16 protein-coding genes are annotated in these 21,073 nt (G+C 71.9%); 6 read left to right on the forward strand and 10 right to left on the reverse strand.

Annotated features, from left to right (window positions below; genetic code table 11):
- Window positions 1-52: 52 nt before the first annotated feature.
- The 4 genes from HALOF300_RS15785 to HALOF300_RS15800 all read right to left on the reverse strand — a co-directional run bounded on the left by HALOF300_RS15785 (window position 53) and on the right by HALOF300_RS15800 (window position 4,207).
- Window positions 53-964 (reverse strand): carbohydrate ABC transporter permease, encoded by a 912-nt coding sequence (locus HALOF300_RS15785; protein WP_156741874.1) that lies wholly within the window; start codon window positions 962-964, stop codon window positions 53-55.
- Window positions 964-2,034: a carbohydrate ABC transporter permease gene (locus HALOF300_RS15790; RefSeq protein ID WP_156741875.1), complete on the reverse strand. Its 1,071-nt coding sequence runs from the start codon at window positions 2,032-2,034 to the stop codon at window positions 964-966. Before HALOF300_RS15790 ends, HALOF300_RS15785 begins: the two co-directional genes overlap by 1 nt.
- 70 nt (window positions 2,035-2,104) lie before the next feature.
- Window positions 2,105-3,436 carry an ABC transporter substrate-binding protein gene (locus HALOF300_RS15795; RefSeq protein WP_231955447.1) on the reverse strand — a complete coding sequence of 444 codons (1,332 nt, stop codon included), beginning with the start codon at window positions 3,434-3,436 and terminating at the stop codon, window positions 2,105-2,107.
- A 270-nt stretch (window positions 3,437-3,706) separates the two neighbouring features.
- Window positions 3,707-4,207 (reverse strand): DUF2505 domain-containing protein, encoded by a 501-nt coding sequence (locus HALOF300_RS15800; protein WP_156741876.1) that lies wholly within the window; start codon window positions 4,205-4,207, stop codon window positions 3,707-3,709.
- A gap of 170 nt (window positions 4,208-4,377) precedes the next feature.
- Here HALOF300_RS15800 and HALOF300_RS15805 point away from each other — a divergent pair, with 170 nt between their 5' ends.
- On the forward strand, window positions 4,378-5,832 hold the full coding sequence (locus tag HALOF300_RS15805) for a sensor histidine kinase (RefSeq protein WP_156741938.1): 1,455 nt from the start codon (window positions 4,378-4,380) through the stop codon (window positions 5,830-5,832).
- Between the two features lie 59 nt (window positions 5,833-5,891).
- Here the strand turns inward: HALOF300_RS15805 and HALOF300_RS15810 are convergent, their stop codons facing one another.
- Complete coding sequence (locus HALOF300_RS15810) at window positions 5,892-6,140, reverse strand: WhiB family transcriptional regulator (protein WP_154793131.1); 249 nt, start codon at window positions 6,138-6,140, stop codon at window positions 5,892-5,894.
- Window positions 6,141-6,418: 278 nt separating this feature from the next.
- Here HALOF300_RS15810 and HALOF300_RS15815 point away from each other — a divergent pair, with 278 nt between their 5' ends.
- The gene (locus HALOF300_RS15815; protein WP_156741877.1) at window positions 6,419-6,859 is read left to right on the forward strand and encodes a hypothetical protein; all 441 of its coding nucleotides are present in this window, start codon (window positions 6,419-6,421) and stop codon (window positions 6,857-6,859) included.
- Here the strand turns inward: HALOF300_RS15815 and HALOF300_RS15820 are convergent.
- Window positions 6,856-10,368, reverse strand: a complete 3,513-nt coding sequence (locus HALOF300_RS15820; RefSeq protein WP_197522599.1) for an FtsK/SpoIIIE domain-containing protein — start codon at window positions 10,366-10,368, stop codon at window positions 6,856-6,858. The genes HALOF300_RS15815 and HALOF300_RS15820 overlap by 4 nt on opposite strands.
- A gap of 100 nt (window positions 10,369-10,468) precedes the next feature.
- Between HALOF300_RS15820 and HALOF300_RS15825 the strand changes: the two genes are divergently transcribed.
- The 4 genes from HALOF300_RS15825 to HALOF300_RS15840 are packed head-to-tail and all read left to right on the forward strand — an operon-like array spanning window position 10,469 to window position 15,285.
- Entirely contained in the window at window positions 10,469-11,077 is a 609-nt protein-coding gene (locus HALOF300_RS15825; protein ID WP_231955449.1) for a TetR family transcriptional regulator, read from the forward strand.
- Window positions 11,074-12,789, forward strand: a complete 1,716-nt coding sequence (locus HALOF300_RS15830) for an MDR family MFS transporter (RefSeq protein ID WP_156741880.1) — start codon at window positions 11,074-11,076, stop codon at window positions 12,787-12,789. Before HALOF300_RS15825 ends, HALOF300_RS15830 begins: the two co-directional genes overlap by 4 nt.
- Before the next feature lie 41 nt (window positions 12,790-12,830).
- A complete protein-coding gene (gene recQ, locus HALOF300_RS15835; protein WP_231955451.1) occupies window positions 12,831-14,870 on the forward strand; it encodes a DNA helicase RecQ in 2,040 nt (679 codons plus the stop codon).
- Between the two features lie 22 nt (window positions 14,871-14,892).
- A complete protein-coding gene (locus HALOF300_RS15840; protein WP_231955452.1) occupies window positions 14,893-15,285 on the forward strand; it encodes a DoxX family protein in 393 nt (130 codons plus the stop codon).
- A gap of 65 nt (window positions 15,286-15,350) precedes the next feature.
- Here HALOF300_RS15840 and HALOF300_RS15845 read toward each other — a convergent pair whose 3' ends face one another.
- The 4 genes from HALOF300_RS15845 to HALOF300_RS15860 form a co-directional block, all read right to left on the reverse strand.
- Window positions 15,351-17,945 carry an ABC transporter permease gene (locus HALOF300_RS15845; protein WP_231955454.1) on the reverse strand — a complete coding sequence of 865 codons (2,595 nt, stop codon included), beginning with the start codon at window positions 17,943-17,945 and terminating at the stop codon, window positions 15,351-15,353.
- Window positions 17,945-18,736: an ABC transporter ATP-binding protein gene (locus HALOF300_RS15850; RefSeq protein ID WP_156741881.1), complete on the reverse strand. Its 792-nt coding sequence runs from the start codon at window positions 18,734-18,736 to the stop codon at window positions 17,945-17,947. The genes HALOF300_RS15845 and HALOF300_RS15850 overlap by 1 nt, the downstream gene beginning before the upstream one ends.
- Before the next feature lie 123 nt (window positions 18,737-18,859).
- Complete coding sequence (locus tag HALOF300_RS15855) at window positions 18,860-19,573, reverse strand: response regulator (RefSeq protein WP_156741882.1); 714 nt, start codon at window positions 19,571-19,573, stop codon at window positions 18,860-18,862.
- The gene (locus HALOF300_RS15860; protein WP_197522600.1) at window positions 19,570-20,991 is read right to left on the reverse strand and encodes a sensor histidine kinase; all 1,422 of its coding nucleotides are present in this window, start codon (window positions 20,989-20,991) and stop codon (window positions 19,570-19,572) included. The genes HALOF300_RS15855 and HALOF300_RS15860 overlap by 4 nt, the downstream gene beginning before the upstream one ends.
- Window positions 20,992-21,073: the final 82 nt, after the last annotated feature.

The raw sequence follows: 21,073 nt of genomic DNA on the forward strand, positions 1-21,073 counted from the left end.
GTGATTGCTGGTGCTCAAACTATCCGCCGATCCTTGTCTGCGTTCGCATGCCTCAGCCCTTGACCGCGCCGGCCATGATGCCGCTGACGAGCTGCCGCCCGGCGACCACGAACAGGATCAGCAGCGGGAACGTGGTCACCAGCACCCCGGCCATGACGAGGGAGTAGTCGGTGAAGTAGTTCGCCTGCAACAGCTGGACCGCCATCGGCAGGGTCGGATTGTTCGAGGTGAGGATGATGAACGGCCAGAAGAACGCGACCCAGTGCTGCACGAACGTGAACAGACCGAGCATCGCCGCGGCCGGCCTGGCGGCGGGCAGAGCCACGTGCCAGAACGTCCGGATCATCGACGCGCCGTCCACCCGGGCGGCCTCGATGAGCTCGTAGGGGAGGGCCTGGTCCAGGTACTGGGTCATCCAGAACACTCCGAACGCCGAGACCATCGCCGGCACGATGACTCCGATCAGGTTGTTCGCCCAGCCGAGCTCGGTGAACAGGATGAACATCGGCACGATGCCGAGCTGGGTGGGCACGGCCATGGTCGCGATCACGAACACCAGGAGCGGCCCGCGGCCCCGGTAGCGCAGTTTCGCGAACGAGAATCCGGCCAGGGTCGAGAACGCGACGACCGAGACGGCGGCGCTGACCGAGATGATCATCGAGTTCACGAACGCCTTGCCGAACGGGACGCGGCCGCCGAGCACCTCGGCGATGTTCGCGAACAGGTTCCCCTCGGGCACCAGGCCCGGGATCGGGTTGCGCGCGATCGAGACCGCGTCCGAGGAGGCGAGCTGGAGCGTGTAGTAGAGCGGATACACCGCGATCAGCAGGACCACGGCGAGGATCGCGTAGGTGATCCAGCCCGGCCGGCGGTTCGCGCCACCGGTCGCGCGCCCGCGTCGCCGGGCCGCCCAGCGCGCGGCCCCCGGGCCGGCGCTCTGCGCGATGACGGGGATCGAGGACATCAGGTCTCCTTCGAGGCGGTGGTTGGCCGCGTGGCGTCCGCGCCGGGGGTGCGGCCGGCGTCTCCGGAGCCGCGCGCGAGGAGCCGGGCGGCGCCTCGCGGAGCGTCGCCCGTGGCGATCCGGCGCGAGACGAGGAAGTTGACCACGGCCACCACGATGATGATCAGGAAAAGCAGCCACGCGATCGCGGCGGCGCGGCCGAAGTTCTTCTGGTTGCCCCAGCCGACGTCGTACATGTACATGGCCACGGTCATCCAGTTCCGGGACGGGCCGCCGAGGCCCTGGTCGTCGAACAGGCGTGGCTCGTCGAAGATCTGCAGGCCGCCGATGGTGGCCGTGATGATGACGAAGATGATCGTCGGCCGCAGTTGCGGCACCGTGACCGAGAAGAACTGGCGCAACCGGCCCGCGCCGTCGATGATCGCGGCCTCGTACAACTCCTGTGGCACGGCCTGCATGGCGGCCAGGAAGATCAGGGTGTTGTAGCCGGTCCAGCGGAAGTTCACCATCGTGGCGATCGCGATGTGGCTGGTCAGCCGGTCCGAGTGCCACCCGAGCGGCTCCAGACCGACCTGGGTGAGCAGGGCGTTCACGAGGCCCGAGTCGTCGGCGAACAGCCGGCCGAAGATGAGCCCGACGGCGACGGGCGCCACGATGAACGGAAGCAGCACCCCCATCCGCCAGAACGTCTTCGCGCGCAGGTTCGCGTTGAGTACCGCGGCCAGGGTGAGTGCGGCGATCATCTGCGGGACCGAGGACAGCGCGAAGATGCTGAACGTGTTGCCGATGGCCTTGAGGAAGGTGGGCTGGGCGAACACGTCGCGGTAGTTGGTGAGCCCGACGAACTCGCCCTGGCCGCCGAGCAGGTTCCACTCGTGCACCGAGACGAACGCGGTGTACAGCAGCGGGAAGGCCCCGACCACCGCGAACAGGATGAAGAACGGGGAGATGTACAGGTAGGGCGAGACCTTGACGTCCCAGCGGCCCATCCGCTGCTGGAACCCCATCCTGCGAGCCGCGGCCTCGCGGGGCCGCTGCGCCGTCGGCGGGCGCGGGGTGATGACGCTCATGCTGCTCCTCATGAGAGGTCGGCGGGGCGGGTGTGATGCCGCCCCGCCGACCGGTTGGCGATCGATCGGGCTAGAGGCCGAGGTCGGCAACCGCCTGCTCGGCGGCGGCCCAGGAGTCCTCGGCGTTCTGCTCACCGGTCACGTCCACACGAAGGATGGCGTCCTGCACCGTCTGGTGGATCGCGAAGTAGTTCGGGCCCTTGTAGGGCAGGAACCCGAGCTCGTCGACGGCGAGGGAGCGGCTCGCGAAGATCTCACCGACGGGAGCGTCGTTGAAGAACTCGTTCGTGGCCCCGGTCAGGTCCGGGTTCTCGTAGGCGTCCACCTGGCTCGGGAACGTCCCGGCGTTGCCGAACGCCTGGACCTGGACCTCCGGGGAGGTGAGCCACGCGGCGAGGGCCTGCGCCTCCTCGACGTGCTCGCCGCCGGCGGGCACGGTCAGGTACGAGCCGCCCCAGTTGCCGCCGCCGCCCGGGAATACGTCGGCGATGTCCCAGCCCTCGACCTCCGCCGCGTTGCCCGCGATCGGGCCCTGCATCCACGCGGGGCAGAGCATCGTCGCGAACGCGTTGTTCTGGAACCCGGCGGTCCAGTCCTCCTGCCACTGCTCGAAGCCCGCCGACAGACCGTCTTCGGTGGACGCGGTCAGCACGGCGTCGTAGGCCTCGCGCACCTCGGGATTGGTCAGCCCGACCGGCGTGCCGTCGCCCTCCTCGTAGGCGAACTCGACCTGGTTGATCATGCCCTGGTAGATCGATACGGCCGAGTCGTACCAGGCCGAGTCGGACGCGCCGACGAACTGGCGCCCGACCTCGAAGTAGTCGTCCCAGGTGGCGTCGGCCCCGCCCAGCAGCTCGGCGACCTCAGCCCGGTCGGTGGGTAGGCCCGCCGCTGCGAACAGGTCGGAGCGGTAGCAGATCGCCTGCGGGCCCACATCGGTGCCGTAGCCGAGCAGTCGGCCGTCCTCGGTGGTGGCCGCGGCGACCTTGCTCTCCAGCCAACGACCCTCGACGGCCGGGTCGGAGAGGTCTGTGAAGTAGTCGGGGTACTGCAACAGCTCGGCCAGCCAGTCGACCTCGATGGCCTCGATGTCGCTCAGGCCCTCGCCGCCGGAGGCGAGGTTCGTGGTGAGGTTGGCCCGGGCGTCCTCGGCGCGGGCTGCCAGGACGTGCTCGACCACGATGTTGGGGTGTTCGGCGGTGTACTGGGCGAGGAGTTCCTCGGTGTAACCGAAGTCGTTGAACGTGGCGACCGTGAGGGTGATCTGCTCACCCTCGCCGGAGCCGCCGTCCGTGGTCGAACCGGTCTCGCCACTGCCGGCTTCGCCGCCGCCGCACGCGGCCGTCAGGGCCAGGCCGCACAGGCCGGCCGTTGCTACCAGTGCTCGTGTCCTACGTCGCACGATGACTCCTTCGTCGTGGTGCGGCTGGTGCCGCGACCTTGGTGGGGTGCCGGGTCGTTCCGGCGGTCGAGAGATTTGCGCAGGTGTTCCGGGCAGCTTCGTCCGGAACAGGATAAGAGCGCTCTCACGATCGGACGACCGTGTCCTGAGAGCGCTCTCAGGGATGCAGTGATAGTGGAACATGTGCGGCCATCGCGTCAAGTCCCGTGACCGAACCGCAATCAAGGCCGGTCGGCACCGACGGCCGATCCGGACCGTGTATCGAGTGCGTCAGCGCTCGGTCAGCCACTCCTGCGCGACCCGGCGCTCGGCGTCGAGCACGTTCTGCACAGCCTCCACGACGGCTCGTTCCACCGGAGCGCCCAGGAACGGCACGTTGACCTTCGCGTCGCCGTCGTAGCGGACCCGGGAGCCGGCCGCGCCGGTGGGCTCGAGCTCGGTGGTGCCGGTGGCTCCGGCCGGTGCGCCGGCCACGTCCATGGTGAAGGTCCCGCTGCGCCGTCCATCGGCGTCGGCCCCTTGCCAGACCTCGACGAACCGGACGTCGATCGAGGCGCCGACGAAGGAGCGCAGCGCCGTCGGGATCCTGTCGGTCGGCGTTGAGCGCCGGGTCAGCACGGTGAAGCCGCCGTCGTCGCCAGGCGTTACCTCGATGGCGGTCGACGTCGCACCGGTCGCCTCGACCTTGCGTCGCACGAACTCGGGATCGGCGAACATCCGAGCGACCCGCGTGGTGTCCGCGGGGTAGTCGATGGCGGCATCGAAGCGCATGGCTCTCCTCGCTGGGCGGTCGGGCCGGCCGGCCCATCTCTGAGCGTAGCGACGCACCGCTGGCGGCACACCCCGGCCACACTCCTGCCACACCCGCTGCACCGACCGGCCGCCGTCGGACCGTGGCTCGCCGCCGGTCCGGCGATGCGTAGGCTACGAGCGTGTCCACGATGGGTGACCTGATCGAGAACCACAGCGACCTGAGCAGCCAGGACGCCGAGTGGCTGCATCTGCTGGTGGGGGACTGGCAGGTGATCTCCGACCTGTCCTTCGCCGACCTGGTGCTCTGGCTACCCACCACCGACGGTGACCTGGTGGCGGTCGCACACGCACGCCCATCGACCGGGGCGACCGTGCACCACGACGACGTGGTCGGCAGGCGCGCCCCCGCGGGACTGCGGACGGCGCTGCTGCAGGCCCTGGAGACCAAGGAGATCAACCGCGCGCGCGAGGCCCGTTGGAACGGGTCGTTCGCTATCCGTGAGGAGGCCATCCCGGTGGTGCGGGCGGGTCGCATCCTTGCGGTCGTCGCCCGGGAGACGCACCTCGGTGCGAGCCGCACTCCGAGCCGGCTCGAGCTCAACTACGTGGAGTCCGCGGACGAGCTCTGCGGGATGATCGCGCGCGGAGAGTTCCCGCTGGCGAACGCGGCCACCGGTCCGCGGCGTGGTGCCCCCCGGGTGGGTGACGGACTGGTCCGGCTGAACAGCGAGGGTGAGGTCCTGTACGCGAGCCCGAACGCGCTCAGTGCGTTCCACCGGCTCGGTGTCAGCGACGAGGTCGTCGGGCAATCCCTGGCGGAGGTGATCACCCCGCTGCTCGAGGACCATTCGCCGGTCGACGAATCGCTCCCGCTCGTGGTGATGGGCCGGGCGGCGTGGCGCACCGATGTGGAGGCGCGTGGTGTCAGCCTGTCCCTGCGAGCGGTGCCGGTCACCGAGTACGGCCAGCGCGTCGGAGCGGTCCTGCTCGTACGGGACGTGTCCGAACTGCGCCGCCGCGAGCGCGAACTCCTCACCAAGGACGCCACGATCCGCGAGATCCACCACCGCGTGAAGAACAACCTGCAGACGGTGGCCGCGCTGTTGCGGTTGCAGGCGCGTCGAACCGACTCCGACGAGGCCAAGTCCGCGCTGAACGAGGCGATGCGTCGGGTTGCGACCATCGCGACGGTGCACGAGGCGTTGTCCCAGACCATAGACGAGGTGGTCGACTTCGACGAGGTCTTCGGACGCACCCTGCGCCTGGTGGCCGACGTCGCCGCGGGCGAGGCGCACGTGAAGACGGTGCGCGAGGGCGCCTTCGGCCGCGTGCCGGCCACCGACGCGACCGCTCTGGCCGTCGTGCTCACCGAACTGGTGACCAATGCCGTCGAGCACGGGCTGGCGACCACCGGCGGCACCGTGACGATCAACTCCCGTCGGGAGGGACCGATGCTTCGGGTCAGTGTCATCGACGACGGCGTCGGCATGGGCGAGGACCCGCAGATGAAGGGCCTCGGTACCCAGATCGTGCGCACGCTCGTGGCCACCGAACTGGACGGGACCATCTCCTGGCAGCCGGTCCCCAGCGGTGGCACGGAGGTCGTCCTCGAGGCTCGCGTCGGCGAGCTGCGGGACTACTGAAGGCACGCGAACGGCCGGACCGCCAAGGGCCATCCGGCCGTTCGGGAAGAGGCTTCGGGTCAGCCGGCGCGGCGGGCGCGGGCGGTGCGGCGCTTCAGCGCGCGGCGCTCGTCCTCGGACATTCCGCCCCAGACGCCGGCGTCCTGACCGGACTCGATCGCCCACTTCAGGCACGTGTCCACGACGGGGCAGCGACGGCACACTGCCTTCGCCTCCTCGATCTGCACGAGCGCGGGCCCGGTGTTCCCGATCGGGAAGAAGAGCTCGGGGTCTTCGGTCAGACAGGACGCGTTGTGACGCCAATCCATTGCGTTCTCCTAGCGTGGGCGCGTGCGAGTGCGTGGCCATTTTTCAGGCCGAGTTGGGTGGGGGGAGTTCCGCTACTCGCGTGAATCTCTGGGAACAACTTTCACATGGTATTTGAACGTGCACAAGGGGTTACGACAAAGTTTCAACTTGGTTGCCGTGAGACATTGTTCACAGGGTGGACACCTTGAACGGAATGCTCGCCGTGTGCTCGCCGGGCGCTGCCGGCCCGACGGCGGAGCTCGGCCCGGGCGGTCCGGCGCGCCGTAGAGTGGTGGCCGTGTCTGCGACCTCCACGCCCCCGGAATCGGACGCGACGAGCCCCGGAGAGCGTCCGTTGCCACTCCGCATCGGCCTCGCCGTCGCCCTCCTCGAGGCCGTGGCGCTGGCGGTGATCGGCGTCGTGTCGCTGGTCCTCGCGCTCTCGGACGACGCGACCTTCGTCGGCTTCGCGGCCGGCGTCCTGGTGTTCCTGGTGTTGATCGCCGGCCTGCTGTTCCTGGCCGTCCGGGCGCTGTGGAGTGGCAAGCGCTGGGGCCGCGGGCCGGTGATCACCTGGCAGTTGCTGCAGTTCGCGGCCGGGGCGTCCTCGCTGTCCACCGTGGTCTGGTGGGCTGCGACCGTGCCGATGGTGGCCGCTGTGGTGGTGATCGTGGCGTTGCTCCTGCCGGTGTCGCTCGCGGCGACCTCTGGCGCCGGCGGGCCGGACGCCGTCGCCTAGCTCGCGAGCTGGACCGGGGTGAGTCGGCCGCCGTCGAGCAGCACCCCGCGACCCGGTCCGGGGTAGTCGTCGGCATGCCGGCGCAGGTCCACCCCGGTCAGGTGTGTGGCGCCCCCGGCGGGGCCGATGATGACCATCAGCGGCGCCTCCCGCAGCCGCGCCCCGACCTCGTGGTAGAGACCGAGTAGGGCCTCCGGGCGGGCGGCCGCGACCACTGCGAGGTCGACGCGCTCGCTCGCCTCGGCGACCGCGGTGAGGGTTGCCGCCGGGAGCCGGTCGGCGTCATCGAGCAACAGGACCGGGCCGCGGGCCGGCACGACCGGGTCGTCGGCACCCGAGGGTCGGGTCGTACCAGGGGAGGTAGGGGCCTGGAGGGCGGCGAGCCCGTCGGGCCCGTCGATGACCACGCGGCCGCCGGCCCGGAGCTGCCCACCGAGCATCCGGAGCGCGCCGGTCCGCCCGGAGCCGGCTGGTCCGGCGACCAGCCAGGTGCCGCCGTCGGGCAGGTCACGCACGATCGGGCCGGCATCATCCCCACCCACGCCGAGCACGAGTCCCGCTGGTGCGCCGTCGAGCTGGCCGATGTCCGCCAGCGTGACCGTGGCAGGCAGTGCGATCAGGCGAACGGGCGCCCGGGCCGGGTCTCGGTAGGAGTCGGGAGCGGCCGCCGCGAGCGCGACCTGGGCCATCCGGGTCGCGCCGGACGTGATGAGCACGCCCCGCCCCGCCGGCCAGCCGGTGCCCACGAGATCCCTCGGGATCCCGGCCAGGAGGGCGTCGCCGACGTCCTGTGGTCGCAGCGCCAACCGGTCGGCGACGAGCGGCGCCCAGCGGGTCGGCGCACCGGCACAGGTCAGTACCACCCCGACACCGGCCGGGCGGGCCCGCCGGAGCAGAGCGGTCATGAGGTCCACCCCGGTGCCGATGCCCCCGGTCTCGTCGAGCGCACGGCAGAGGACGTCGACGTCGTCGACGAGGAGCACCGCCGGACCGGCGGCGCCTCCGGTGAGCAGCTCGATGAGCCGCCGTGCACGGCGGGAGTCCTCGGGTCCGCACTGGGTGCCGTGCGAGGTGTCGCTGGACGGAGGGACGATCGCGGCCAGGTCCTCGGCGATCACATGCGTCGCCAGGCCGGTCCGGTGCGCCATCTCGGCCAGCGTGCGCAGCGCGGTGGTCCGGCCGGACCCGGGAGGTCCGCTGACGAGCAGGGTGGACGCGGGTGGCAGGGACCAGGTGCCGAGGGTCTGCTCATCGGGCAGGTCGGTGCGCAGGAACGGCAAGGTCGCGGGCGTCGGCCACACCTGCCCGGCGTCCCGTAGGCTGCGGGGCTCCGTGGCCACGTAGCCGGACTCATCGGTGGCGAGTTCACCGACATCGATGCGGCCCGGCAACGGTTCGGCCCACGGGCGCGGGCGCCGGGTCCGCCACGGCTCGCGCGTCTCGAGGTCGGCCGCGGCGGCCACGAGCCGGCCCACCAGGGCGTGGACCGTGCCGGCGTCCGGTGGGCCGGTCCAGGGCACCTGCACGATCGTCCGCCCACCGGCCAGGACCACCGCGCGCCCCGGTACCGGCGGGAGGCGGGCGGCCGACGCGTCACCGACGAGGTCCATCGAGTCGGCGTCCTCGAGCACCCGCAGGCAGATCCGCACGGTGAGGTTGGCGCGCATGTCCGGTGTCACCGCACCGGCGGGTCGCTGGGTGGCGAGCACCAGGTGGATGCCGAGGGAGCGCCCCTGGGCGGCCAGCCGCACCAGCGCGTCGAGGAAGTCCGGGTGCTCGGCAGCCATCGCCCGGAACTCGTCGACCATCACCACCAGTGCCGGCGGACGTTCCTCGGGCGGGACACGGGCCCGGTGGTCGACGAGGGTCGACGTGCCCGACGCGGCCAGCAGTCGCTCGCGGCGGCGCAGTTCCGCGCGCAGGCTGGCCAAGGCCCGGGCGGTGTCCGCCGCATCGAGATCGGTGAGCACCCCGGCGGCGTGCGGCAGGTCCGCGACCGGTCCGAACGTCGCGCCGCCCTTGTAGTCGATGAGCACCAGCGCCAGGTCCGCCGGGGAGCACGCGTGCGCCAGCCCGAGCAGCCACGACAACAGCAACTCGGACTTGCCCGACCCGGTGGTGCCTGCCACGAGTGCGTGCGGTCCGTCCACGCCGAGGTCGAGCCGGAGCGGACCGGCGGGGCCGACGCCGATCACGGCCGACAGCCCGGAGTCCTCGGTCCAGCCGCGGATGATCCCGGCGACGTCACCCGGGCCGACCACCGCGCCGATCGGCACCATCTCGGGGAGCCCTCCGGCGTGGCGGGTGGCAGCGGCGACGGCGGCGCACACCCTGGCTGCCCAGCGCTCGCCGACCCGACGGGCGTGGCCCGGGCCGACCTCGATGGTCCGCTCGCACCAGGGCGGCACCTCGGTCAGGTCCCGGGCGAGCACGATGCGCACGCCATCGGCGCCGGGTGGCCCGCCCGGCCGCTCGACCACCTGGACGGTGAGGCGTTCGGGTCCACCACCGGGGGCGCGGTGCGGGAGCGTCGTCGCCCAGGCCCACGCGGCCGGCAGGTCCAGGCGCACCCGCGTCGCCGGGTGCCGCACCGCGAGCCGACAGACCAGCCACCGGGCGAGCGCGGCCACGTCCTCGTCGTCGCCGACCAGGGCCAGGGTGCCGGGCGCGCCGGGCAGGTACCGGGCTCGTTCGTGGTCGCGCCGGGCGCGAGCGGACGACGGCGGTGCGCGCCGTCGGGTGGATTGGTTCGCGTCACCGATCTCCCACCTGGGCACGTGTTCCGTGGCCCGGTCGGTGGCGGCGCGCGGCGGCGCGCCGGCGCTCATCAGGAGACCGGCCGGGTCGTCCGGGCCGGGGTCGGGCTCCGGTTCGACGGGCGTCTCCGGCCGGCTCCGCTCACCTCGGCGGCGTCGTCGCTGCGCCAGCAGCGGCCACAGGACCGAGCCGACCAGCACCAGCGGGAGCGCGATCGCCACGACGAGCCGCCATGCACCCGATCCCGAGAGCAGCAACGGCACCGAGCTCACGCACATGATCAGCGGGAACATCAGTCGCCCGAGCAGGCCGTCGCCGACACCCGACGGCTGCGCCGGCCCGGTCCGGTCCCGCAGCGAGGGGTGGCGCCGAACCTCGATGACGCTGGCGCCCGCCAGGAGCAGATCACCCTCGCGCAGGGCCCACCACCCGGTCCGCAACCGGTGCGACCGTCGGCCCGGGATCGGCGTATCGGCGTGCGGACCTCTGCGGGCACGGACGACCGCGGTGCCGTTCGCCGAGCCCAGATCCCGGGCACGCAGGCGCCCGCCGCGCGCGCTCACCAGGACGTGGTCTCGGGAGAGCGACGGGTCCTCGAGCGTGAGCGAGGCCGTCGGGCCCCGGCCCACCAGGACCGGCTCGGCGCCGAGCGGCGCCACCCAACCCGGGTCAGGGCCCGCTACCACGGCCAGATGGAACCGGGTCGTGGCCGGAGCGGGTCCCGCGCGCCCGGTGGGGATATCTGTGGGCATACCTACGATGCTCGCCCTCCGCCGTCGGGTGCGTGCTCGGCCTGTGGACGACGGCGCCGGCGACCTTGTCAGAATTTTGCAGTCATGCAAAAATGCACGAGTGCAGGAAACATCGCTCAGGGAGCGCAAACGCGCCGAGACCTGGGGGGCGCTGCACGAGACGGCGGTGGCCATGGTCCTCGAGGACGGCCTCGGCGCGGTGACCGTGGACGCGATCGCCGCCCGCGCGAACGTCTCGACGCGGACGTTCTTCAACTACTTCCCGACGAAGGAACACGCCGTCGTCGGGCTTCGGCATCCGCACCTGGACCCGGCCACCCGGCAGGCGTTCCTCGACGCACCCCAGGACGGGCAGCTGCTCAAACGGACCACGCGGCTTCTCATCGCGGTCGCGCGGACGGCGTCCGGCAGCGCGCTCAGCCGCACCCGGCGCCGGGAGATCTTCGATCGGCATCCCGAGCTGGTGCGGCACCGCACCGAGTCGTTCCGGGAGACCGAGGCGATCGTGACGGAGATCGTCACGGATCGGATCGCGCTGGTGATCGGCCACGAACCCGACGAACCCCATGTGCGGATGCTGATCTCGATGGCCTCCGCCGCACTGAACTTCGCCGCCACGAACGACCCGACCTTCATCCTTCGCGATGACGTCGACGGCATCCTCGATGACGCCGTCGACCTGCTCCGAGAGGTAGTGCAGAAGTCATGACAACCGCCCCCACCGCTCCCGGTGGGTCGTCCGGAACCCTGCTCGATCGGCGTGCCCTGGCGCTGCTGTTCGCCGGGCTCATCCTGTCCATGCTGCTCGCGTCCCTGAACCAGACCATCCTGGCGACGGCACTTCCGACGTTGGTCGGCGAGCTCCAGGGCGCCCACCTGATGGTGTGGGTGATCACCGCTTACATCCTGGCGTCGACGGTGATGATGCCGGTGTACGGCAAGCTGGGCGACCTCATCGGTCGCAAGCCGCTCCTGGTCGGCGCGATCGCGCTGTTCATGGCGGGGTCGGTGGTGAGTGCGCTCACCCTGAACATGACCGGACTGATCGTGGGCCGCACCATCCAGGGCCTCGGCGGCGGCGGGTTGATCATCCTGTCCCAGGCGATCATCGCCGACGTCGTCCCACCACGGGAACGTGGCAAGTACATGGGGATCATGGGTGGGGTGTTCGCGTTCTCCTCGGTGGCCGGGCCGCTCCTCGGTGGTTGGCTCACGGAGGGCCCCGGCTGGCGGTGGGCGTTCTGGATGAACATCCCGCTCGGCCTGGCGGCGTTGGCAGCGGCGCTCTTCCTGATGCCGCTCCCACGAAACCGGCGCGGGCGTCCGCACCTGGACCTCGCCGGGATGGGCCTGATCGCCGTCGGCACCACCTGCCTCGTGCTGCTCGGCACCTGGGGTGGGTCCCACTACGCCTGGAACTCGCCGATCATCCTCGGCCTGATCGCCGGCACCGTGGTCGCGGCGGCGCTGTTCGTGTTCGTCGAGGGCCGCACCCGGGAGCCGATCATCCCGCTGCACCTGTTCGCGGACCGCAACTTCAACCTGACCACGGTCGCCGGGCTGTTCATCGGCATCGGGATGTTCGGCGTGCTGGGATACATGCCCACCTATCTGCAGATGGTCGCCGGGCAGGACGCCACGGCGTCCGGGCTGCTCATGGTGCCGATGATGGGATCGATGCTGGTGACCTCCACCGCCGGCGGCTGGTACGTGAGCCGCACCGGGCGGTACAAGTGGATGCCGATCGCCGGCTCGGTGCTGATCGCGGCAGCGCTGGTGGCGCTGTCCACCCTGTCGGTCGGCACTCCGATCTGGCTGGCGTGCGTCTACCTCGGGGTGCTCGGTGTGGGTCTGGGCGGGACCATGCAGATCCTGGTGCTGGTGGTCCAGAATTCCTTCCCCGTGACGCAGGTCGGCACCGCCACCGCCGCGAACAACTTCTTCCGGCAGATCGGCGGCACGCTGGGATCGGCGGTGGTGGGCAGCGTCTTCACGGCCCGCCTGCTGAGCCTGCTGACCGAGCGGCTGCCGGGTGCCGAGGGTGCCGTGGAGGGGGGCACGAGCGCGCTCACCCCGGACGTGGTCAAGCATCTCGACGACGCCCTCCGGATCCCGATCGTGGACGCCTACAACGACGCGTTGACGCCGATCTACCTGGTCATCGCACCGCTCGCGGTGCTCGCGGCGATCCTGCTCTGCTTCATCGACGAGAAGCCGCTCGCGACGCGGATCGAGCGGGAGGCACCGGCCGAGTCCGTGGTGCCCGCCGACGCCCCGGTACCCACGGACCTCGCCGCCGGCGCCCAGGCACGGGTTCCGGGCGCGCCGGCCGCCGAAGAAGCGGCAGCCGGGGACGTGGATCCACTGGCCGACGCGGACCCGCGAGCCATCGAAGGGACCTCCGCGGGGAGCAGGCGCTGACCCTGGGCTCGACCGTCGGTCCCGGCGCATAGGCTGGCCGGGTGGCTGAGGAGAGCAGGGGCGATGTGTCGCCGGTCGAGGACCAGTGGGGCGAGCCTCCGCCGGACTGGGACGAGCCGCCGCCGGACCACCGCAGCGATTGGGACGTGCCCGAGGCCACCGCCGGCGATCCCGCGGTGCGCTCGCTCGTGCGCAACCGGGTCGCTCGGCCCGCCGAGGCAGCGCCGACCCACCCGGCACGACCGGCACAGGCCGCCCGCCCGACCCCGCCGTCGGCGAGTTCACCGCTCGAGGCGCTCACCGCCGTCTGGGGCTACGACGCCTTCCGCGGGGAGCAGGCGGAGATCATCGACACCTTGGTCGCCGGCGGGGACGCGCTCGTGCTGATGCCGACCGGCGGCGGCAAGAGCCTGTGCTACCAGATCCCGGCGCTGGTCAGGGAGGGCACCGGCGTGGTGATCAGCCCGCTGATCGCACTCATGCATGACCAGGTCGACGCCCTCGAGCAGGTGGGGGTGCGCGCCGCCTTCTTGAACTCGACCCAGTCCGCGGCCGAGCGGCGCGACACCGAGGACCGGCTGCTCGCTGGCGAGCTCGACCTGCTCTACCTCGCCCCGGAACGGTTGTCGGCGGCCGCCGGGCTGCTCGACCGCGCCCACATCGCCCTGTTCGCCATCGACGAGGCACACTGCGTCGCGCAGTGGGGTCACGACTTCCGGCCGGACTACCTCGCGCTGTCGATGCTGCATGAGCGCTGGCCCGACGTGCCACGGGTCGCGCTCACCGCGACCGCGACCGAGGCCACCCGCGCCGAGATCGTCGCGAACCTGGACCTCGGCGGTGCCCGGGTGTTCGTGTCCAGCTTCGACCGGCCGAACATCGCCTACCGGATCACTCCGAAGGCCCAAGCCCGCCCCCAGCTCCTGCGACTCATCGAGGAGTACCCGGGTGAGGCCGGCATCGTCTACTGCCTGAGCCGGGCCTCCGTGGAACGGACCGCCGAGTGGCTGGTCGGCCAGGGTCACACCGCGCTGCCGTACCACGCGGGCCTTCCGGCGCCGCAGCGGGCCGCGAACCAGTCCCGGTTCCTTCGCGAGGAGGGCATCATCATGGTCGCCACGATCGCGTTCGGCATGGGCATCGACAAGCCGGACGTGCGGTTCGTGGCCCACCTCGACCTGCCCAAGAGCGTCGAGGGCTACTACCAGGAGACCGGCCGGGCCGGCCGGGACGGACTGCCGTCGACGGCGTGGCTCGCCTACGGCCTGCAGGATGTGGTGCAGCAGCGCCGGATGATTGCCGACGGGGATGGGGATGCGCAGCGCAAGCGCGCCCAGTCGCTGCACCTGGACGCCATGCTCGCGCTCTGCGAGACGGTGCAGTGCCGGCGCCAGCAGCTGCTCGCCTACTTCGGCGAAGCCTGCGAGCCCTGCGGCAACTGCGACACGTGCCTGTCCCCGCCGAAGTCCTTCGACGGCACCGTGCCCGCGCAGAAGGTGATGTCCACGATCCTGCGGCTACAGCGCGAACGCGGTCAACAGTTCGGGGCCGGTCACGTCGTCGACATCCTGCTCGGCCGCGAGACCGAGCGGATGGTGAAGTTCCGGCACACCGACCTGAGCACCTTCGGCATCGGCACCGAGCTGGGGGACACCGAGTGGCGGGGCGTGGTGCGCCAGCTCCTCGCGCAGGGGTTGCTGCAGGTGCAGGGCGAGTACGGGGTGCTCGCGCTCACCGACGCGGCCGCCGATGTGCTCGGCGGCCGCCGGGAGGTCATGCTGCGCATCGAGCCCGAGCGCACCCGCGCTCCCCGGTCGGCGAGGTCAGCGGGCGCGAAGGGTGCCGTGCTCGACCTCGACGACTCCGGTCAGGAGCTCTTCCAGCGGCTGCGTACCTGGCGGGCGGAGGTGGCCAAGGAGCAGGGTGTACCCGCGTACGTCGTCTTCAACGACGCCACGCTCGCCGGGATCGCGCAGGCCCGTCCGGCCGACGAGGCGGCACTGCGTGGGATCTCCGGGGTGGGCGAGGCCAAGCTGGTGCGCTACGGACCGGCCGTCCTCGAGGTGGTCGCCGGCGGGTGACGCCGACGTAGGCTGGGCGACCATGTCATCCGCCGACGCGCCCCACGTGACCACCCCCGGCCCGGCCGCGCTGACGTCGGTGATGTTCGCCGTCACCGGCGTGACGCACCTGGCCCGACCACGGACCTTCGACGCCATCGTGCCCCGGATGCTGCCCGGGCCGGCCCGCGCCTGGACGATCGGCTCCGGCCTGATCGAGCTCGCCCTGGCCGGCGCCGTGTGGAACCGGCGGACCCGCCGTGGGGGCGGGCTGGCGTCGGCGGTGTTCCTGGTGGCGGTGTTTCCCGCGAACGTCCGCACGGTGCGGCTCGTGCGTGACCGGAGCGCACGTGCGCGGGCGATGGCGTGGGCGCGGCTGCCCGTGCAGGTACCCCTGGTGATCCTGGCCCTGCGGGCCGCGACCGACCCCCGCTGAACCGGTCCTGCCCGGCACCGCACCCCTCCAGACCGGGTGCCGGGCAGAAGACCTGCGGGCCGGGCTCAATCCATCGCGAGCGCCGCGACCGGCGGCGTCCGCGCGGCGGTGCGGGCCGGCAGGACCGACGCGAGCAGTCCGGCCACCAGTGCGATCACCACCACGATCGCGAGGTCGCGCCACGGCACGGCCAGGGTCACCTCGCCCACCGAGGACAGCATCACGGCGGTGCCGGCCCAGCCGAAGCCGAGCCCTGCGATGATCCCGAGCGCTGCCCCCGCACCGGCGATCATGACCCCCTCGACGGCGAGCATGCCGCGCAGCTGGCCCCTGGTCAGGCCCATCGCACGCAGCAGGGCCGACTCCCGCCGTCGTTCCAGCACGGACAGGGAGAGCGTGTTCGCGACCCCGACGAGCGCGATCACCACCGAGACCGCGAGCATCCCGAGCACGACGGCGAGCAGGGTGTCCACCACGGAGGTGAAGGCGGCGCGTTCGACGGCGGCGCCGGCCACGGAGGCGGTCGGTGCGTCGGTCGTCGCGGACAGGTCGGTGAGCACCGTCTGGATCTCCCGGACCGTGTCGACGGCGTCGACGTCGTCGGCGAGGCGCACGGCCATCGCGTTCTCGACGGGCGTCAGCCCGAGCGCGGCGAACGTCGCGGGCGTGACCATCGGATCGACCCCGCCCAGTTCGGTGACCACTGCGGTGAGCTCCACCTCGGAACCGTCCTCCGCGGTCACCGTCACCGGGTCACCGTCGACGAGGTCGTACCAGGCCGCGTAGATCCGTGGCATCACGATCGTGGCGTCGGACAGGCCCGCGGCCACGTCCGGGTCGCGGAGCACCGGGCTCAGGTCCTCGAGCTCGACGGACTGCGCGAGCACCCACTCCTGTGAACCGTGTACCCCGAGGGTGACCGGGGCCAGGCTCAGGAGCGCGGACTCGGCTACGCCGTCGGTCTCGGCGACCGCGTTGATCTGGGCGTGGTCCAGGGCGACGTCGGAGCCTGCGAGCGAGACGCTGACGTCCACCGGGTACTGGGTGGAGAGGGCATCACCGAGGCTGTCCTTCGCGGCAGCTGCGCCGGTGGACATCATCGTGACCAGGGCCACGCCGATGAACAGGGCACTTGCGGTCGCGCCGGTGCGGCGAGGGTTGCGGACCGCGTTCGCGGTGGCGATGCGCCCGGGCACCCAGCGGGACAGGATCCGGCCGGCGAGCCGGATCAGCGCGGGGACCACGAACACGGTGCCGATCAGCAGGCCGAGCACGGTGCTCAGCCCGCCGAGCACGCCGATGCCGAGCGCGATGAGCAGCCCGCTCTCCGCGTCGATGCCACCGAGCCCGCCGGCGATGCCGACGGCGAGTGCGAGCAGCCCGACGCCGCCGGCCACCAGCACGAGGGCGAAGGCCATCCTGATCCGTCCGGCGCCGCGGGCGTGCTCGCCCTCCACCGGGCGCAGCGCAGCGAGCGGCGCCACCCGGGTGGCGATCCGAGCCGGCACCAGCGCGGCCAGCACCGTCACCACGGTGCCGACGAGGACGGGCACGATCACGCTGACGGCGTTCACGTGCAGGGTCCGGTCGAGCGGGACGTCCAGGTTCAGCTCCGCCACCACGGCGAGCCCGACGGCCATCAGCACCGTGCCGAGCACCAGTCCGGCGATCGAGGAGACCAGGCCGACCACGAGCGCCTCGATGAGCACGGTCGAGCGGACCTGCTCCTTCGTGGCCCCGACGCAGCGCAGCAGGGCCAGGCTGCGGGTGCGCTGGGCGACCAGCACCTGGAACGTGTTCGCGATGACCAGCGCGGCGACGGCGAGCGCGACGGCCGCGAAGCCGAGCGGGAGCACCACGAACGTCATGTCGTTGCCGGTGATCTCCGCCGTCGTGCGCTGGGCCTGTTCGGTGACGGTGAGCACCTCGGCCGTGGCGTTGCCCGCGAGTTGTGCCGCCACCGCGCCGAGGGTGGCCTCGGCGTCCGCGCCGTCGTCGATCGCGATCAGGATCGAGGACCACGTCGAAGCGGACTCGTTGGCCTCGAGCTCCCAGCGGGTGAGCTCGTCGGCGGGCACGTAGGCGTTCGGTGCGCCGTAGGCCAGGCCGCTGTTCTCCTCGATCAGGCCGCTGATCCGCAGGGACTCGGCGTGCGGCGCCCAGGTGCCGCTCTCGGGGTCCTCAGGATCGGGCGTCCACGACTCCCAGGTCGCCTCGATCTCGTCGCCGGGCTGGACGCCGAGCCGTTCCGCGATGTCCACTCCGAGCGAGATCTCCCCGGCCGCGGCCGGTGCCGACCCGCTGGTGTAGACCGCAGGAGACAGCCGCGCGTCGCTGGCCGCGCCGCCGATGTTCACCCATTCGGTGCGTCCGCCGGCGCCGAGCTCGGCCCCGAAGGAGTACATCGGGTCGGCCGCGGCGACGCCGTCGGTCTCTCGGATCCGGTCCAGCGCGTCGGCGTCGAGGCTGTATGTCGGGTCGTCGACCACGAGGTCCGCGTCGGCGAGCTGCGCGGTGACCGCGTTGTAGGTGGTCTGCTCCAGCGTGGCCGAGGCGAGCAGGGTCACGGACACGAACGCGGTGCCGAGCAGGATGGCGATACCGGCCGCGGCGAGCCGGCCGGCGGATGTGCGCATCTGCGCCAGGGTCAGGCGCAGCATCAGCGAGCCACCTGGGTCTCGAGCCCGCGCAGCGCGTCGAGCCCGGCCAGGACCGACTCGGGGGTCGGGTCGTCGATCGTCCCGGCGATGCGACCGTCGGCGAGCATGACGACGCGGTCGGCATATGCGGCGGCCGCCGGGTCGTGGGTGACCATGACGATGGTCTGGTTCAGCTCGCGCACGGAACGGCGCAGGAACGAGAGCACCTCGGCGCCGGAGCGGGAGTCGAGATTTCCGGTGGGCTCGTCGGCGAAGATCACGTGCGGACGGGTGCTCAGCGCGCGTGCGATCGCGACGCGCTGCTGCTGTCCGCCGGAGAGTTGGTGCGGCTTGTGGCTGAGCCGGTCCCGCAGCCCGAAGGTGTCCACGAGTAGGTCGAGCCACGCGGGATCGACGGCGGTGTTGGCCAGCTCGGAGGGCAGCGCGATGTTCTGCTCCGCGGTGAACATCGGCAGCAGGTTGAAGGACTGGAACACGAACCCGACGCGCTCACGCCGCAGGATCGTCAGCTGCTTGTCGGTGAGCGTGGTGATGTCCACGCCGCCGAGGATCACCTGACCGGAGGTCGCGGTGTCCAGGCCGGCTAGCAGGTGCATCAGAGTGGACTTGCCGGAGCCGCTCGGGCCCATGATCGCGGTGAACACGCCACGCTCGAAGGAGACGTCCACGTGATCGAGGGCGGTCACGGCCACCTCGCCCTCGCCGTAGATCTTGCTGAGGTCGACGGCGCGCACGGCGCTGGTGGACTCGCTGCGGGGCGGGCCGGAAGGCTCTGGGGAGGTCATGCTCATGAACCTACGGTCCGGGTGCCGAGGCCCGCGTCGCGCTTCGGTCGGGTTCGTGGATCATCCCGTGGGTGGACCCTTCGGAGGGCGGGTCGGCCCGTCGGTGGGGCAGGTCCATGCCCGACGGCGTCAGGTGCCCGGGCTGACCAGTCCGGTCTCGTAGGCGGTCACGACGGCCTGGACACGGTCCCGGACGCCGAGCTTCGCGAGCACGCGGCCGACGTGTGTCTTGACCGTGGCCTCGGCCACGAACAGATCGCCGGCGATCTCGGTGTTCGTGCGGCCGCGAGCCATCAGGATCAGCACCTCACGCTCGCGGTCGGTGAGGGCGTCGAGGACGGCGGCGGGCGTCTTCTGCTCGTCCGGCAGCACGGTCGCGAGGTGCTCGATGAGCCGCCGGGTGCTGGACGGCGCGATCACTGCGTCCCCCTGGTGCACGGTGCGGATCGCGGCGAGCATCTCCTCCGGTGGCGTGTCCTTGAGCAGGAACCCGCTCGCTCCGGCCTTGATCGCACGTAGGACGTACTCGTCGAGGTCGAACGTGGTCAGGATGACGACCTTCGGGATGGTGCCCTGCCGGTGGGTGGCCGGGTCGGTGAGGGCGGCCGTGGCGGCCAGGCCGTCCATCATCGGCATCCGCACGTCCATCAGTACCACGTCGACCTCGTGGGAGGTGAGCAGCCGCAGAGCCTGGGCGCCGTCCCCGGCCTCGAGCACGACCTCCAGGTCCGGCTGGGAGTTGATCACCAGCGCGAACCCCGCCCGGACGAGTTGCTGATCGTCCACCAGGGCCACGCGGATCGGCGCGGTGGGAACGTCGGGGAAGGCGCCTTCGAGGGTCATGCGGTGGAGCCCTTCAGTGGGTTCGGATCGGATCGGGCCGGCGGCCCGATGCGTGGGGTGGGTGCCGTGCCGCCCGGCCCGGGATGTGGAGCCGAGGCGGGTGGCGACGTGGGGGCGGGCCAAGGGCCGGGCTCCGGAGCGGGTGGCCGCGGGGCGACCGGGGTGAGCGGCGCCGTCGCCGGGTTCGGCGCCAGCCGCGGCCCGCGCCCGCCGGGCAACGGGATCTCGGCGCGGACGCGGTACCCGCCGCCCGGGCGCGGGCCGGTGGCGAGGGTGCCACCGAGCATCGCGGTCCGCTCGCGCATGCCGAGGAGACCATGGCCGGCACCGTCGGTGGTGGCGGCGGCGCCGCGGCCGTCGTCGTCGATCTGGAGCACCAGCCCGATCGGGGTCCACTGGACCAGGAGCGTGGCGTGCGCACCCGGGCCGGCGTGCTTGAGGATGTTCGTCAGGGCCTCCTGGGCGATCCGGTAGACGGTGAGCCCGGCGCCGGGCGGCAGCGCCCGCGCCTCGCCGACCCGGACCACCGAGACCTGCAGGCCGGTGTTCCGGACGTGCTCGGCGAGGGTGTCCAGGTCCGAGTCGTCCGGCTGCGGGATCAGGTCGCCATCACGCGGGTCGTCGCTGCGGAGCACGCCGAGGATCCGGCGCATGTCCGCCAGCGCGGCCCGTCCGGTCTCGGAGATGGTGGTGAGCGCGCGCGTCGCCGCCACGGGGTCCGCGGAGGCGGCGTACCGGCCGCCGTCGGCCTGCGCGATGACCACAGAGAGCGAGTGCGCCACGATGTCATGCATCTCGCGGGCAATCCGGGCCCGCTCGGCGGCGGTCGCGATCTTGGCCTGCTGGTCGCGTTCGACCTCGAGGCGGGCGGCCCGGTCCGCGAGCGACTCGACCTGGTCCACCCGGGCCTTGCGCACCATGGCGATCGCCCAGGTGATCATCACGAGCGCCGACAGGAACGCCATCGCCGCCCCTGCCACCACCAGCGAGGGCATGGGCGCCTGGCCGGACGTCGCCGCGTAGTACCCACTCAGGACGAGACACCCGAGCAGTGCGGAGCCGAGAGCGGTCCTCCGGGCCCACATCGGCCCGTAGACGGTCACCGAGTACAGCGCCACGAAGATCAGTGAGTCCGCGAAGATCAGTGGCGCACCTGCGAGGAGGTGCGCCAGGGCCGCCGCGTACACCACGACGGACGAGTGCACCGGATGACTGCGCCGCCAGCCGATGGCCACCGGCATCACCAGGGAGGCGAGGCCGCCGACGGCAGCGCCGGTGGCGGGGTATCCCATGGACACGGCGAAGGCGAGGGACGGGAGCCCCACGAACAGCAGCGCGACGCCGGCGAACACGGCGTCGACCGCGTTCGGCGTGACCCGGCCGGTCCACGCCACCGGCGGCTGGGCAGGGGCACTCATGGGACCAGCCTAGGAGTCGTCGTCGAATCGGGCGTACCACCCGGGGCGGAATGCTGCGTCCACCCCCGGGATTACCGCGACT

Origin of the sequence: Occultella aeris, from assembly GCF_902703175.1 — a bacterium.
Classification (GTDB): domain Bacteria; phylum Actinomycetota; class Actinomycetes; order Actinomycetales; family Beutenbergiaceae; genus Occultella; species Occultella aeris.